Source organism: Mesorhizobium sp. WSM4820, assembly GCF_055811075.1.
Genome location: NZ_JBVVQN010000016.1, coordinates 51,348 through 66,651 on the forward strand (window position 1 = coordinate 51,348; position 15,304 = coordinate 66,651).

A 15,304-nucleotide genomic window follows, 5' to 3' on the forward strand; every position below is an offset into this window, starting at 1 on the left:
TGGACCGGCACACGCTCTCAACAACAGCGCAGGCTGCAGTGACCGCGATCTCCGGGTCGTCGGCGGCCGCACGTAGAGCTCGATCTAGATCCCGGCTCACGGTTTCGAAGTCGATACTCGGCGGCCATGTCCGACAGCTCGCCGGTCACCGGCGCGGTCACAAGAACCTCGACCAGTCGCATAGTGCGGCCCGCCGACTCGAGCTTCAAGCCGTCGTAGAAAAGGTGCTCGTTGAGGTAATCGACTTCGGCAGCGTGCCGCTCCGGCTCCTTGATGAAGTCGCGGGGATCTGCGGCGCTTTCGATGATCCGCTTGAGCACCTCTCCGTTGCCAGTGTCGATGAAAATGGCCCAACGGATCGCTGTCTTGGTGGCCGTCACCCTGCTCTCGGCTTTCACGTCGAAGGGTACACCGAAGCGTTTGAACAAGCCTTCCAGCCGCCAGCCCTGACGATACAGGCCAATCGATGACGCATAGCCACTTGCCGAGTCGCCAGAGATGATCTCCGCGAGCGCATCAACGGATTGCTTTGGAAGGTCGATTCGCACGCACGAATTCTACACCAGTTCAGCGCGAAGACTTATAGATGCCCAACTTGCGATGAGGATTAGGGGCTTTGGCGAGAGTATGAATTTGAAAACTGGCAACGTCCCCTTTTGCACGTACAGCGGGATCGGCGGCAAGGTCGGCTTTCAGGAAGTTACGAGGTGGATCTCTTCGGCCGACATTGAGGCGCCCATTTCCGGGTCGGGCATGCAGACGACTATCCGAGGCTCCTCCAGTTCCTGCGCGACGTTGACAAGGGCTTCTGGCTTTCTGCACCAGCTACAACGATGCCGTTCCGGTTCTGCCGCAAGCGGACGATCCGGTGACCATGCACTTCATCGCGCTTGACCCCTTGCCGTGGGGTGAGATCGAGCCTGGCAAATGGGCACGTATCGGCCATGTCGATAAGTCGCCGGTGGCCGGCATCACTGTGGAAGTGTTGACACGGCCTTGGGCCGCGCGGACCAATCAGCCCGAATGCAAGCCCGGCCATCTCTACAACTTCGCGCTGATGGCGCATGACGGGCGAAAGTTTGACTATGGCAGGCTTCTCGAGACCACGCGCAGGCTCCATCCGAAAGTCGTCCATATCTGCCTCGACAATTTCGAGGACTCTCTGCGCTTGACGATCCCCGCCGTTCTGGGCTCAGCTGCCATTATCGCGATAGTCGAAGAGCTGCTCGAACGAGCACGCACACATGTCAGCCGCTCGCGCAACCCGGTCGCGCCCGATGCGGACAGCATCGCTTCGGAGTGGCCCGAGTATGTGCTGGGGCCGAAAGATCCGTTGTCCTTCCTAGGGCCCGACATGCCCTGCAGCTTCTTCAGTGTCTAATCGTTCCTCAACGTCTCTGCTGGTGGTATAGCTATAGTCCCAGCTTGCTGAAGAATATCTTGTTTCGCATTTCCGCATCCCGAAGAAGCTTCGTCCAGCTGATGACCTCCATGTAGAGGTTGTTATTTCCGAATCAGCGGAACCATCCCATGCCGTCCGGCATGGGTGTGAATTCCTTTTCAGTGTGAAGCCATTTCCTAACCTTGGCGGTGAGGTCGCACACCACACATCCGTAAAACGGCGTGGTGTCGTTCACGAGAATGTCGCGCCCGCTTGGCGTCTTGAACTTCCCCTCTCTGATCTGATTCACGTAGCGAACAATCTGTTGGACCGGGTCTTCCTTCGAGGACGGATCCGCAAAATTGTCCCTCTGCGGCTTTTTGAACTCGAAGATGGTGATGGCATTGCTGGCCTGGTTTTCGCCGCGAAACGCGACGCGCCTGTTGAACACAGTTATGTCCGTACGGTCACTGTTCGCTTTGTTCAGCGGCTTGTCCGACGACACATACGATAATTCAAGCTCGTCGAGAATCCAGAGATTGTGCGCATCGTAGTCGAGGTCTTCCGAGTCCTTCTTACGCCGCATGATGATGTCCTGGACATCTCCTTCCGATTTGTGTTTGCCATCGCCGTCTATCTCCAACGACTTGGAAAACAGGTCGAGCACGCATTTGCGCATCGAGACATAGTGGATGAGATCGTCCTTGCTCGTCTCCGAAATGCTTTCCATCAGCTGCGTGATTTTCTCGCTTAGCTCGCTGGGATTGTCGGATTTCAGCACCGCAGCAACCTGGCTCCGCATAGCAATCTCTTTCTCGTATTTCTTCTTTTGAAGGTGCAATTCGATATCCTGATTGGATGGGCGCATGGGCAATGCGGTGAAATCTATTTTGTTCCGCGAGCGTGCGGTGCCCAGGGCGCATCAGACGAAACATAGTCCGCGATGCGCGCCTCCTTGGGCGCTTTCGCTCTGCAATCTCCGACCCGACGGCGGACCGGGCTATCTCAGCGGCCTTCTGCTCAATATCGTTCTGCGAAATCCCACTGAGCAGATCCGCATCGGTCTGGAACCGAAACTCGCCCCGTTCCAGCGACACGTTGTCGTTGAGGTAGTCTCCGAACACATAGGCTTTGATGACGAAGTTTCGGCCTTTGGATACGTCCCCGTCCGGACCCGGCTCGTAGAATTCTTCGCCGAACTCGGGAATCTGGGATTGCAGCGGGTTGTCAGTCACCTCGCGGCGATGCGCGACAAGGCTGACTTTGCTCTTGGCCACCCTCGGTGAATAGAACTTGAAGACGCGAACATGGAACGTCTTTTCTTCGTCATTCGCCTTGAGCGAGAACGTCCCGTTCTCAACCTTCATTTCGACAATCTGGCTGCTGTCCTTGCCCAGATAGTCGTTGAGCGACAGCGTGCCGGAGGCGTCCTTCGCCTCGCGGACGACGGAAGGGCAGGCGCAATCTTTGTCAACAAAGTAGGGAAGAAGCCGCTCCACCACCACGCGGCTGATGGTTTCGAGCCGCTTGTCCGGAAACTTCACCGACTTAATGCCGGAAATCTCGATGACGGTTCCGGTTTCCTTTGCGGTCGACTCGGCGACTTTCTCGTCAACGATGATATCCTTGTCTAGGCCCATCCTGAACGAACGGTCTTGAAATTCGCTTACAGTCGTACCGCTATACCCCCGCCAGTCGCCTGTAGCCCTTTGCTGCCAAGGCTTCCTCAAAAAAGAAAAGGCTTTCGTCCCGGGCTGTTATCCCCAGTGCTACCCAGTTGGGTAGCAAAATGGTAGCAGCGCGTTCGCCCCTTGTTCACGCGTTGCTTTCCAAACGTTTCCTGCGACACTCGGCGAATCCACGCTACACGCGCGCGACATGGATTGACGCTCTTCACGAACCGGGCAAAGCTGCGTGTTGGGGGAGCAGCGCAATGAAATCCGTACGCTCTGGAGCCTTGTTGTTGTCGATTCTGGGCATCTGGCCAGGCAGCGTTAGCATTTCCGATGCGCGTACAATTGACAACGCGAACATTGAAACGGCCGCCGAGATGAATGTCGCTGAGAATATCTGCGATATCAACTTCGAAAGTGGTCCCGGCAGCTTGGTTCACTTCGTCATGCTTGCCGCCGCGGAGCTTCGGGTGAGCCTCGATGCCGCCGCTCAAATGGCGGAACGTCCGATCGCGCGAAATAATGAAGTTCATTGTGTCGAACAATCGCACGGCAGAATTTTGTTGAAAGGCGAAGAGTGGTAAGCTGTAGCCATAGCTGGCGACATTGGGGGGTCAAATGAAATGGATGCTAGCCGCCTTTGCGGTGCTTGTTCCTTCCGTGGTTTCAGCCGACGCAGTCGATAGTGCCTATTTGCTTTGCAAGATTGTCGATTCCACCGGATTTTCAACTCAACCTTGTGACGTTTCGGGATGGGGCGGGACGGTAACGGCCTATTTGGATATGGACAGTTCGAGCGCTCACCAGGCGTGCGAAGCGATGGCTGCGAAGATGAACTCGTTGGGTCGCCATTTTGAAGGTCGCCAGTGGACGCTTCAGATCAAGTCTCCCTATAGTGGCGAGAACAGTATCGCTTACTGCAACCTGCCCCAATGACGCCATGAAGGCGATCGTAGCGAATCCTTTCGCGGTGGGTTTCCCCACGTTCATAGTCTCAAGGATTGGCCTGTCTCCCTTCGTGGGTGTTCGGGCGTGCAGCGATGGTTGGCATTCGATGTCGATTGGCCGCCGCGGCGCATGCTCCTGGCATGGTGGCGTGGGAGGGCTAGACCACGGCAATTGGGTCATGCCTGCCACGATCGCGCTAGGTGTGGCGGCCGGTGTTACGTGGAACGCCCTGAGATCGAAATGGGGCGGCACAGCAGACCCAATTGAGGAATGGAGGCCGCTGCACTTGCCGTCGCCCACCGAAGCGCCGCCCGCGCCTTCGAAGATGGACGAGGTTTCGAAATTAGGGGTGCAGTCTGTCGCTCAACAAGGCGCCTGGCTGCGGTGTCCAAAGTGCTCTGCGGGAATGAAGCTGCGAATGGCTCATCAAGGAAGATTTGCCGGCCGCCAGTTCTGGGGATGCAGCCGCTTCCCGTCCTGCAGCGAGATCGTGAACATCAGCCCGGCCGTTGCAACGACGGGGACTCCGCCAACTGCGGTGCCTGGCCCAGCGTCCACCGCCATCGCGCCAGAAGAAATGGCACGACTGCGGTAACAAACGCGACGAGCGACTGAGGAGTCTGCCGCCTACATTACGGCGGAGTTGGCCAAGGCGAAGAGGTGAGAACGTTTAGGCAGTTCAAAACCGGTCGGGAAATATCGACCCTATCACAAGCGTCACAGATGACAGTGCCTCCTGCCCCGCCCTGTAAATTGCGGGACGTCCATCATATCCGATGGCGAGGGGCGCGGCGTGAGCGCACGCTGAAGTTCGCGATTCGGACGCATGGAGGCGGAAATGACTGAGGACGATTTCACTGTTGGCGACGAAGTAGTCCACCGAACAGGTGGAAAGAAGATGATTTATACTGGCAAGGGTATGCTTGGTGAGGCCATTTGCGAATGGTTTGATGGGCTTAGAAGGCATCAGGAAACATTCGCATTCGTCGCATTGAAGAAATTCGAAGAGCCAGCAGCATCGGTTTTGGCTGGCAGTTCGACGCGCGTATAGCTCGGGCCTGACGTAACGTTGCCCCCGATGGAAATCGACAGGATCGACAAGGATGAACTGGAGCCGGACGGCAAGAAGAAGGCTGCCCGAGCAGCGATAAATGCTCTTGCGGGCTCAATTCCCTTCGTCGGAGGCTTGATCTCCGCTGGCGTCGGCTACTGGTCTGAACAAGAGCAGGAGCAAGTCACCAACATTCTGAGGCACTGGCTCCAGATGCTTGAGGACGAGCTTCGTGACAAGGGAAAGACGATCGCGGAAATTGTGGCGCGGTTGGACATGAAGGACGAAGCTATCAAGGAGCGCATAGAGTCTCCCGAATATCAGGCGCTGCTGAAAAAGGCGTTCCGCAACTGGCCGTCGATCGACACAGAATTTAAGCGCGAGCGCATCCGGAATATCTTGGCGAACTCCGCTGCGGCCAAAACCACTTCCGACGACGTCATTAAATTGTTCATCGACTGGATGGACCTATACTCAGATTTCCATTTTGAAGTCATCGGAGAAATCTATCGAAACCCAGGTATCACCCGGGGTGCAATGTGGGACAATTTGGATAAGCCAGATGTCAGGGAAGACTCGGCGGAAGCCGATCTTTTCAAAATGCTCATCCGAGATCTGACGCTCGGAAGCGTGATCCGCCAGCATCGCCCTACGGACTATGATGGCAATTTCTCAGGAAACCAACTGCCAAGCGATCTGCGCCAGGTCATGCACCGCGAACGGCGAAGTCGGCATTTGACGAAGTCGAACCTTATGAGCTCACGGATCTAGGAAAGCAGTTTGTACACTACGCCATGAACGAGATAACGGCGAAAATTGAATTTCAGGAAACTGCTGAGCCCGTTAAGCCTGAATGACGCCCCTAACCCTAGCCGAGCGTTCTCGCGGCGCCTTCACCATTCGGCTGGCCCCGCTAGGGTTGTCCAGACTGGACGCTTCACTGCGAACGCTCGACTGCAAACGTTGCCGCGTCATCTCCTTCGCCGGCCTGGAGAAATTCAACGACAGCAGAAAGAAGTTCATGGCGAGCTCAATCGTGCCGCTTTCCGTCTCCAGCTCGAGGAGCCCTATCAACGGCTCTGCCGATAGCAGTGTGGTGTCGACGGCGATGAGCTTGGCGAATCCGGATTTGCTGGGATTGCGTTTCATGGTGCCTCCCTCGCGGATCTAACCTACAGGCAATCTGTTGATTGCGCGAGCAGCCGAAAACCAAAGATCAACGGCGGCGTTGCGCTTAATCGGATCGCGCAACCAGGAGCACCAGCATGAGCGAGCCGGAACAGGATTTTGCCGAGAAGTCCGCAAGCGCATTAGAGAGAGCGCCGTAAACGATCGCGACGAACGGGCAGGGCTACAGTTAGTTCGCATGGCTATCGAAATGACGTGTCCCGCCGGCGAGGAAGCTGTCTTGGGTCTCTATGGTCCCTTGCCGGTTCATGAGGGTGAAGCGCTGGCTAAGGCCATAATCGAAACCGTCGATCGGTTAAGTCGTCCAACCGAGGCTACTCCTCGTCACTGAAACCCAACAGCGTTGCATGACGTATGTGGCCGTGCTCGCCACGAAGATGCTTGACGCGCAGTTTCACCCCGGGTTTGACCCATTGCGTCGCCGGCCGCTTCTTCATGGCCTTGGGCGGCGGTCCGGCGTGTTCCTGGACACGCTTCCACAGTCGGTCCCGTATGTCATGGCCCAACGTGATGAAGGCAGAACCGGCATAGTTCCCGGTGCCGGGCTCGGCCAAAAGTGCGAACGCCGCTTTGCCCCGCTCACGCTCGACGCCCAGCAGCTCGAATTCGTCGACGGTGAAGCTCTTTGTGTTCAGCCAGTTCGTCGTCGGGCCGCTACGATACTTGCTGCCGCGGCGCTTCGAAACGATCCCCTCGAGGCCGGCCTTGTCGACGAGATAGTACACCGCGTCACCATCGCCAGGCATCTCCTCGCTGAACTGGATGCGGCTGCCGGTCGGGATCAATCCATGCAGGATCTCGCGCCGCTCCTCGACAGCTAGATCGCGCAGATCCTGGCCGTTGAGGTGCAGCAGATCGAAGGCGCCGAGATAGAGATCATGCTGGCGCTGCGTGATCGCTCTGCGAAGTGCGGCAAAGTCTGGCAGGCCGGCTTCGTTAGTGACGATGGTCTCGCCCTCGATGATCGCGCTGCCGAGATCGAGTTCCTTCGCGGCTTCGACCAGGTCGCGATACTTGGCCGACCAGTCGAGGCCGGTTTTGGTGTAGATGCGGACGTCAGGTCCATTGATGACGATCTGGGAGCGGTAGCCGTCGAGCTTGATCTCGTGAATCCAGTCCTCGCCACCGGGCGGCTTGGCGACCAGCTTGGGCTCCATTGGAGGAATAAACGCCAGCCTGGCCCCACTCATGCAAACCCCACGCAACCATCCTATTCAATAAGATTTGAATGTTTAGGTTCCGCTAATAAAAAGCCCACCCCGGGGAACGGGACGCGGGCTGATCGGCCATCTGGTCGCACAGCAATTGTCTGCGAGAACATGCTGCGAAGACCCAAACTTTATGTCTCAAGCCTTTGTTCCAAACGCAAAAAAGCCCGCCGCACCTTTCGGCACGGCGGGCAGATCAGTCGTTCACCAAGCACGAGGGGTGGGCGGGATGTGCCCGGATCGAATGAAATCCTATGCGCGCCGCCGGCGCCCGTCTACCAACCGGGAGTTGGACCGATTCCGCATGGCCGGCCTTCCAACGCCGCGGCTGGGCCTATTCAATCTTCCGCCGCCGCCGGGACATCGCCGCGAAGAGCATTGCCTCCCGGTTAAATGCGGCTGGAGTTTGGTGAAGTCGTACTCTCGCTAGTGGGGCGCGAGCAGCGTGGTCGCAATTCCGGTAAAGAACCCTCCAAACATTTTTACCATGTCTGATGCCGACTTTAACTTTGCCTGATTCTCCGGAGTGTCTTTGGTAACCCACAACACCCCAATTGATCCTAAAAAGGCGATCCCGATTCGATTACCATTAGCGCCAAATACGGGATCATCCAACCCAAGTCTGGCTTGGGCGGCGTCGCCGGGGCTGCTGCACTTTGGGCGAAAGCAGTACTCACAAATAAGCTTGAGACCTGCAGCCAGCGGCTAACCCAAAAATATATGGTTACTGCGAGACTGAGAACACCTAATATCGCTGCCATCAGGGTCATCAGAGAATAGCTGGCGTTGTGAACCTGAAGCTCAAACTGATCGCCGTATCTGATGTACCTCATAATTTTTTCGCGGTGCCGAGGCTCCATCTTGTAGATGTCAAAAAGGGCATCCAACCGCGTGGCCATCCTTTCGTGACGCGCCTCCCTCCTTCGGACTTCTCGCCCTCCACTGCGATAGGAAATAAAACCCCCGATCGATACCAGCACCACCATTATGAAAAACGGCATCCAGCTCCATGGATTATTAGGGTCGCCCAGCACTTTTGTCCCCAGCTTCTGACATTAAAGTTTCACAGCTTAGAATGAGCTGCCGTTCGTATTGGTCGGAAGCTTCAAGGACCGTTTTTTTACCAACGAAAAAGAAGAAGAATCCTGCGTGGATTGCAGCGATGACTAAAACAGTGAAGACTTGGAGGAGAGAAGGGTCGTTTGGGACATTCATTTTTCGTGAGATGATGAGCAGACAGATACCCACCACCAATGAGTTGAGCGTCAGCGCAGGCCACTTCGCGCCGTACAAATTGCGGCGGAACCCATAGGTTTTGTTTTCCTCGAACAAGATTTTGAACCTCGCAGTGTCACGAGTTCTCTCTCGGAGCCAGTTTCCGCATCTCTCGTAGAAGCCATCCGCGCTGCGCGGATTGTCGAGCTCCATCTCGCCCGCAGGGCCTGGTTCGCCAAGCTGTTTTGCCAAGAAATTCCGATATCGGTCCTTCGTCTCGTTGGCAAATTGCGGGTCTCCGCGCCGAAGCAATGTGATAGTCGGGCGACCGCCTGTGGTTTTGAAAATCTCGCGTTCAGCCTTTTTGCCGAACCTGCGCGCTATGTCCGAGAAGCCGACAAAGATCACCGCGACCGAGACCGTCGTGATCGCCTGAGGCAAGCTGAAAGTGTTCCAAGTGACCGCGACAGTCGCAAGCGCTAATGCCGGAGCAATGGCCCAAATCGCCGGGAGAAGCCGCGCGCGGATACTATAGGCGTCGAGAAAACCCATCATCTGACCCCATCCGTCGTTATTCTTCGATCTCATCCGGATACGGCTCCTGGGTCGCTGGCCCCATATCCGCTCGATCAGGAGCATTGTAACCAGTTCGCACGTTACCGCCTTCGGTGGTGAGCACCCTCGCTCCGCGATGCTTCATCGCTCTTATCACTGCTTTTCGCGGGTGATCGGCGTCGGCCTTCGCCGAGCTGATAATTGCCGAGAACAGCTCCTGTCCTGCGGCTGGCATCTGCGCAAGGCGAGGCCCGAGCCACTGGTCAAGAATGGCAGTAGATAGGCCCCTGCGCGAACCGTGATGCGGCACCTGAAACTTGTCTATGCCCGGCAAAGTAAGTCCAGCGAATGGCGCGTAGATCGCTGCCTCTGCAAGCGAATCTTGGTTGCAGTCCCCTGTCAGCAAGTAAGTGAGGTTGGCGAACCTGGTGAATTGGACCACCGACATCCGGTTTTCGGCACTCACCGCTTCGGTTGAAAAGACCTCGTATCCCCATCCTCGCTTGACCAAATTAGTCGCTGCGCGCGCAACCTGACCGATCGACTCGAGCACGCTTCCGAGGCCAGACGTCATCGTTTGTTTGATCGCTGGTGATTTCTCGGACTCGACAACAAGATCAAGATATCTCGCCTTGGTCGGTGATAGGACACGAAAAATACCGACCTGCGCGCCCTGAAATGGCTCAAAGATTGGTATCCCGCGGCGAATGGCAATCTCTTCGAGCGCGGCGAGGTTTGAGAATTCGCCCTTCAATGCGCGCGCCAGGTTTTCTGCATTCGAGTACCGATTGAACCGGTGGACAATTTCGGCGGCATAGATCCACGGCCGTAGCATCCAAAGCGCCCCAACATTAAACTGTTCCAGGATGTGGCGAAGACCGCCGGCATGATCGCCGTCATTGTGGGTGCAGAGGACGTGGTGGATATAACCAGAGCCGTAATTGCCTCTTATGTGCTGCTCCAGTTTTTCTCCGGTGTCGACATACCCGCCGTCGACCACCTGGATAGTCACTTGTCCGTTGACGTAGTGTCGAATTGCAATCGCGTCGCCACTCTTCCGAGTTTCGACATCCAAAAATTCAATTTCGAGAAAATCCGGCATGGCCCACCCCCTTTAATACAGCGGGCCACAATGCGCCCCTGTGGGGGGATTTGCTAATTGGACGCTGGGAATTCCACCGAATTATTCTATAAGAATCCAGCCATCTTCAGTCCAGCGGCAGCAACAACCGCCCGGCCAGCCATTTCTGCCAGCCGGCGGGCGGAACCCTTGCCCGGCGCCGCACTGATATCGATCGAGGGAACGTGCCGCAGATAGAGGTTCGGCACAGGCTCCATTGCCTCGCCATCCGGACCCGGGTCGATGCCCCTCGCCCCAACTTGCGCCGGTTGAAAGCGCGGCCGGCGACGTGGTCTGCGAGCCCGGCATGATATTTCTTCCGCAACGGTGTCGACTCAAGCACGACCTGGCGCTCTTCATCTGAAATCGGTCCAATCTGCCCGGCGGGCATGATCACCTTCACCTTTCGACTTCGGTCGGCACATTGTCCTCGGCAGTTCCTCTCGAGTCTTGAAGCCCTTGCGCGGGCGAATTGTATCGGCAGCCGCTTGATCTTCTTCAGCGACTCCGCAGTGTGCGCGTTGCTCATCGAGCCGTCCCAAACGACATAAAGGCGCGGCAATCTACATCCCACCTTTCCAGCGCAACAGCCGCATGGCGTTGGCTGTCACCAGCACCGTCGCGCCTGTGTCGGCGAGAATGGCGGGCCACAGGCCGGTGATGCCGACTACGGTCGTCACCAGGAACACCGCCTTCAGCCCCAACGCCATGGTGATGTTCTGCTTGATGCTGGCCATGGTCGCCTGAGACAGTTTTATCATCGCCGCGACATCGCCGACGCGGCCATGCAGCACCGCCGCATCTGCCGTCTCCAGGGCGACATCGGTGCCGCCGCCCATGGCAATGCCGATGTCGGCCGCGGCGAGCGCCGGCGCATCGTTGATGCCGTCGCCGACCTTAGCGACCGTCAGCCCCTGCCCTTTCAACTCGCCGACAATGCGCTGCTTGTCTTCGGGCAGCAGTTCCGAGCGCACCTCGATATCGAGGTGCTTGCCGATTGCTGCCGCCGTGCGCTGGTTGTCGCCAGTCAGCATGACAGTCCTGATGCCAACATCGGTCAGCGCCTTCAGGCCGGCCTGCGCGTCCGGCCGAGGCTCGTCGCGCATGGCGATGAAACCGGCCAGCACATCGTTGATCAGCAGCACCGACACCGACTTGCCCTGGTCGTTGAGGTCGGCGATGCGGGCCACCTGCTCGGCCGGGAGCGCGGCCTTCTCGCCTCCAGCGATCGGCGAGCCCAGGAAGACGTTCTTACCGCCAATGCGACCGACGACGCCCTTGCCGCCGAGCGCCTTGGCCTCTGCCGCCGGCGGCACCGGCACGCGTTGGGCCTTGGCCTTTCGCAGGATCGCCAGAGCCAGCGGATGGCTCGATCCGGTTTCGAGTGCAGCGGCCAGCGATAGCACCTCTTTTTCGCTGATCCCGATGGCCACGACATCCGTCACCACGGGCTTGCCTTCAGTCAGCGTCCCGGTCTTGTCCAAAGCCACGGCGGTGATCTTGCCCAAGCCTTCCAGCACCGCGCCGCCTTTCATTAAAAGACCACGCCTGGCGCCGGCCGAGAGCGAGGCGGCGATTGCAGCCGGCACCGATATGACGAGCGCGCAGGGGCAGCCGATGAGCAGCAGCGCCAGGCCTTTGTAGATCCATTCGTTCCAGTCGCCGCCGAAGGCCAGCGGCGGGACGACGGCCACCAGTGCCCCCACGGCGACGACGGCGGGCGTATACCAGCGTGAGAAACGGTCGATGAAGCGTTCCGTCGGCGCCTTGCTTTCCTGGGCCTCCTCGACCAGCTTGACGATGCGGGCGATGGTGTTGTCGGACGCCGCAGCCGTGACGGTGATGCGCAACACGCCGTCGCCATTGATGGTGCCGGCGAATACATCCGCGTCGACGCCCTTGCGCACCGGCACGCTTTCCCCCGACACCGGCGATTCATCGATGGCGCTTTCGCCCTCGATGATCTTGCCGTCGGCTGGAATGCGATCGCCCGGCCGCACCAGAATGACGGCGCCAACCCCAAGGACTTCGGCAGGAACTTCGCGCGTGGCGCCATTCTCCTCCAGGAATGCCGTCTTGGGCACCAGCGTGGTCAGCGCCTGGATGCTGGAGCGCGCCTTGCCGGCGGCAACGCCTTCCAGCAACTCGCCGACGAGGAACAAGAAGACCACGGTGGCGGCTTCCTCGCCGGCACCGATGATGACGGCGCCAATCGCCGCGATGGTCATCAGCATTTCGATGGTGAAGGGAATGCCGGCGAGCGCTGCCATCACAGCTCGCCGTGCAATCGGCACCAGTCCGATCAGCATGGCGGCAATGAAAAGCCAGACGCCGGTGGCCGGCCAGACATAGTGAATCGCAAAAGCTACGGCCAATGCGGCGCCGCTGGCGATGCTCAGCCGGCCTTTGGCGCTGTTCCACCACGGCCCCGTGGCCGGCGTGTGGTCGTGGCCATGCAAGCCCTTCACGTCGTCGTGGTCATCTTTGGCTGTGCCGGCATGGTCGCGGCCAGCATGGTCGTGGCCAGCGTGGTCATGGCCGCCTTTGGTGCCGTGCCCGACCGACTTGGCAATCTGTCCGGCTTCGCTCGTGAGCTGAGCCACAGAATAGCCGAGGCTCGTCACCTTCTTTTCGATCGCGGCGAGGTCGCTTTCGGCAGTGTGCCTGACGGTCATGGTGCCGGCAGTGACCGAGACGTTCACATCCCGGACGCCATGCATGCGGCGCACCGCGCTATCGATTTTCGTCGCGCAGCCGGCACAATCCATGCCTTCAACGCGATAACGGGTTTGTGGGGCGGTTACAGCCATCGTCTCACTCCTTGAACCATTCCGGCGGCACGCTACATTCTCTAGCGACTAGAGGAGCAAGCGAAAAATCATGCGCAGTGTCCCGATTGGCGAAGCGGCACGACAGAGCGGCGTGAAAGTGCCGACCATCCGCTACTATGAGCAGATCGGCCTGCTGCCCGCGCCGAACCGCAGCGAGGGCAATCGACGGCACTATGAAACCAGCGATTTGCGCCGGCTGGCGTTTATTCGCCATTCACGCGAGTTGGGGTTCGGCATCGAAGCCATCCGCACTCTGCTGACGTTGCAGGATAATCCTAGCCAGCCCTGCGCCACGGCCGACACCATAGCCCAGGCTCGGCTGGCCGACGTCGTTCAGCGGATACGCAGCCTCACGGCATTGAAGGCCGAACTTGAACTCATGGTCGAAGGCTGCCGGCACGGGAAGGTCGGCGAATGCCGGGTAATTGAGGTGCTGGCCGATCACAGCCAATGCGAACACGCCCGGCACTGACTGGATCCGATTTCGAACGATCTAATCATTCGTGAGCCGGCCTTTCGCCACCCTCCAGGTCATGAGGAGCGACCGGACGGCGAGGTGATGGTTTTGACCACGCTAAGCCACCGAGTTGAAGTGCGGCTTGCACTTCGGCAACTGTCCGGAATCGGTAGCAGCGGCCCTCTATTCCTTGCATCGGCGCGTCACAAGGACGTGATTTGCTTTGCTTATATACAAACCAGATGGGCCAGACCGAACGTGATTTGAGAGAGGCGAAGCCCGACGGCAACGCCGATGCTTTGGCCGTTATTGCTTCGGTCGCCCGAAGCGCCATGAACATTGCCGAAACTTGAACATAAAAACGCGCTGAGACCGCAACCGTTGCCCTGAATTTTCAGCGAAATGCAGCACGGACCCGTTTAAGTCGGACTTGGTGCGCTCAGGCTTTGCCCAGCGCGATCCTGAATTCATAGACCTTTTGCTCAAAACCTGGCAGGTCGCTGCGCGAGTAAGGTGGCAATAAATCTTTGCTGCGGTTTACCTGCGCTCATCCAGAATGTTCAGGGCGTAACGCGTGTGTCGCCGTTCGCCAGTTCTTGTCATCGCGCCCTTGGAAACGAGGTCTTGCAGATCTCTTGTCGCCGTCGCGCGCGATGCTTGAGTGATGGCGATGTAATTCTCGGCGCTGAGTCCTCCTTTGAACCCGTCGATGCCTTCGCGGAACATTCTGGCGATGACCTTTTCCTGCCGCTCGTTGAACTGGTTTCGGTAGCGTTCGTAAAACTTGGCTTTAGCTACGGAGAATTCGACGCGGACCAGCGTTACGCGTTGCGCTTCAAGGATCGTGTTGGCAAAGTAGAGCAGCCAATTTGTTACCGCGTTGCTCTTATTGCTGGCCTGCAGGTTGTCGTAATAGGCCTTGCGGTGGCGTTCGATCGTGTATGCCAAAGCGATGAGACTTGGTTCACCCAGGCTTTGAGCAAGCGCCTTTTCGCAGAGGGCACGGCCTATGCGGCCGTTGCCATCCTCAAATGGGTGGATGCTCTCGAAATAAAGGTGCGCGATACCGGCTCGCGTCAACGCCGGGAGCGGCGTCTTACCTTTAGGCGCGGTATCGTTGAACCAAGCGGTGAAAGCATCCATTTCGGCTTTGACCCGCGCTGAGGGAGGTGCCTCGAAATGCACTTTGGGCTTATCCAGCCGATTGGAAACGATCTGCATGACGTCGGCATGCTGGCGGTAATTGCCAATGGTCTCAATACGCCGTTCCCCCGACATCACCATCTTGTGCCAAGCGTAGAGAGTGCGATGCGAGAGGGCATGGCCAAAATGTAAATACACGTCGGCCATCATTTCAGCGATGCCGCGCTCGGCAGGTGGAATGCGCCTGGTCTCGCCGCCCAGCCCAAGTTGCTGGCGCAGGGATGATTGCAGACTCTCGCGGTTGAGGTACTCGCCTTCGATCGCTGACGTCTTCAAGGCCTCTTCGCTGATAAGGTCGATGCGGATCTGGTCGCGATCGTCGGCGCCGACATGACGAAAGACACCCAGGAACTCGCCCGATCGCAACAGGAACTCGCTTTCCAGCGGTTCCAATTCCTCCTTAGCGTAGGTAAAATGCGGCCAGTCAGCCTGCTCCCAATTCCATACCATGAGTTATAGCGCACCTTTCTATAA

General features: G+C 58.0%; 16 protein-coding genes. 6 read left to right on the forward strand and 10 right to left on the reverse strand.

What is annotated here, in order from left to right; all coding sequences use genetic code 11:
- Window positions 1–17 precede the first annotated feature (17 nt).
- On the reverse strand, window positions 18–548 hold the full coding sequence (locus tag AC0L2R_RS23950; protein WP_473511939.1) for a hypothetical protein: 531 nt from the start codon (window positions 546–548) through the stop codon (window positions 18–20).
- Window positions 549–868: 320 nt separating this feature from the next.
- On the opposite strand from AC0L2R_RS23950, the gene AC0L2R_RS23955 reads away from it, so the two are divergent.
- Window positions 869–1,381: a hypothetical protein gene (locus tag AC0L2R_RS23955; RefSeq protein WP_473511940.1), complete on the forward strand. Its 513-nt coding sequence runs from the start codon at window positions 869–871 to the stop codon at window positions 1,379–1,381.
- Window positions 1,382–1,514: 133 nt separating this feature from the next.
- Here AC0L2R_RS23955 and AC0L2R_RS23960 read toward each other — a convergent pair whose 3' ends face one another.
- Together AC0L2R_RS23960 and AC0L2R_RS23965 are read right to left on the reverse strand one after the other, a co-directional pair.
- Window positions 1,515–1,967 (reverse strand): hypothetical protein, encoded by a 453-nt coding sequence (locus AC0L2R_RS23960; protein WP_473511942.1) that lies wholly within the window; start codon window positions 1,965–1,967, stop codon window positions 1,515–1,517.
- Window positions 1,957–3,021, reverse strand: coding sequence for a hypothetical protein (locus AC0L2R_RS23965; RefSeq protein ID WP_473511944.1), 1,065 nt, complete (start codon window positions 3,019–3,021; stop codon window positions 1,957–1,959). Before AC0L2R_RS23965 ends, AC0L2R_RS23960 begins: the two co-directional genes overlap by 11 nt.
- A 293-nt stretch (window positions 3,022–3,314) precedes the next feature.
- Here AC0L2R_RS23965 and AC0L2R_RS23970 point away from each other — a divergent pair, with 293 nt between their 5' ends.
- From AC0L2R_RS23970 to AC0L2R_RS23985, 4 genes are all read left to right on the forward strand, one after another.
- Window positions 3,315–3,638, forward strand: a complete 324-nt coding sequence (locus AC0L2R_RS23970; RefSeq protein ID WP_473511946.1) for a hypothetical protein — start codon at window positions 3,315–3,317, stop codon at window positions 3,636–3,638.
- Window positions 3,639–3,672: 34 nt separating this feature from the next.
- On the forward strand, window positions 3,673–3,990 hold the full coding sequence (locus AC0L2R_RS23975; RefSeq protein WP_473511947.1) for a hypothetical protein: 318 nt from the start codon (window positions 3,673–3,675) through the stop codon (window positions 3,988–3,990).
- Window positions 3,991–4,840: 850 nt separating this feature from the next.
- The gene (locus AC0L2R_RS23980; RefSeq protein WP_473511949.1) at window positions 4,841–5,053 is read left to right on the forward strand and encodes a DUF2158 domain-containing protein; all 213 of its coding nucleotides are present in this window, start codon (window positions 4,841–4,843) and stop codon (window positions 5,051–5,053) included.
- Between the two features lie 27 nt (window positions 5,054–5,080).
- The gene (locus tag AC0L2R_RS23985; protein WP_473511951.1) at window positions 5,081–5,824 is read left to right on the forward strand and encodes a hypothetical protein; all 744 of its coding nucleotides are present in this window, start codon (window positions 5,081–5,083) and stop codon (window positions 5,822–5,824) included.
- Window positions 5,825–5,896: 72 nt separating this feature from the next.
- Here AC0L2R_RS23985 and AC0L2R_RS23990 read toward each other — a convergent pair whose 3' ends face one another.
- The 6 genes from AC0L2R_RS23990 to AC0L2R_RS24015 form a co-directional block, all read right to left on the reverse strand.
- Window positions 5,897–6,202 (reverse strand): hypothetical protein, encoded by a 306-nt coding sequence (locus AC0L2R_RS23990; protein ID WP_473511952.1) that lies wholly within the window; start codon window positions 6,200–6,202, stop codon window positions 5,897–5,899.
- Between the two features lie 353 nt (window positions 6,203–6,555).
- Window positions 6,556–7,431 carry an ATP-dependent DNA ligase gene (locus AC0L2R_RS23995; protein ID WP_473511954.1) on the reverse strand — a complete coding sequence of 292 codons (876 nt, stop codon included), beginning with the start codon at window positions 7,429–7,431 and terminating at the stop codon, window positions 6,556–6,558.
- Window positions 7,432–8,009: 578 nt separating this feature from the next.
- Entirely contained in the window at window positions 8,010–8,483 is a 474-nt protein-coding gene (locus AC0L2R_RS24000; protein WP_473511955.1) for a hypothetical protein, read from the reverse strand.
- On the reverse strand, window positions 8,467–9,219 hold the full coding sequence (locus tag AC0L2R_RS24005; RefSeq protein WP_473511957.1) for a hypothetical protein: 753 nt from the start codon (window positions 9,217–9,219) through the stop codon (window positions 8,467–8,469). The genes AC0L2R_RS24000 and AC0L2R_RS24005 overlap by 17 nt, the downstream gene beginning before the upstream one ends.
- 16 nt (window positions 9,220–9,235) lie before the next feature.
- A complete protein-coding gene (locus AC0L2R_RS24010) occupies window positions 9,236–10,321 on the reverse strand; it encodes a ComEC/Rec2 family competence protein (protein ID WP_473511958.1) in 1,086 nt (361 codons plus the stop codon).
- 581 nt (window positions 10,322–10,902) lie between these two features.
- Window positions 10,903–13,149 carry a heavy metal translocating P-type ATPase gene (locus tag AC0L2R_RS24015; RefSeq protein WP_473511960.1) on the reverse strand — a complete coding sequence of 749 codons (2,247 nt, stop codon included), beginning with the start codon at window positions 13,147–13,149 and terminating at the stop codon, window positions 10,903–10,905.
- Between the two features lie 70 nt (window positions 13,150–13,219).
- On the opposite strand from AC0L2R_RS24015, the gene AC0L2R_RS24020 reads away from it, so the two are divergent.
- The gene (locus AC0L2R_RS24020) at window positions 13,220–13,642 is read left to right on the forward strand and encodes a MerR family transcriptional regulator (RefSeq protein ID WP_065008538.1); all 423 of its coding nucleotides are present in this window, start codon (window positions 13,220–13,222) and stop codon (window positions 13,640–13,642) included.
- A gap of 522 nt (window positions 13,643–14,164) precedes the next feature.
- On the opposite strand, the gene AC0L2R_RS24025 is transcribed toward AC0L2R_RS24020, so the two are convergent.
- Window positions 14,165–15,280, reverse strand: coding sequence for a Fic family protein (locus tag AC0L2R_RS24025; RefSeq protein ID WP_473511961.1), 1,116 nt, complete (start codon window positions 15,278–15,280; stop codon window positions 14,165–14,167).
- Between the last annotated feature and the right edge of the window lie 24 nt (window positions 15,281–15,304).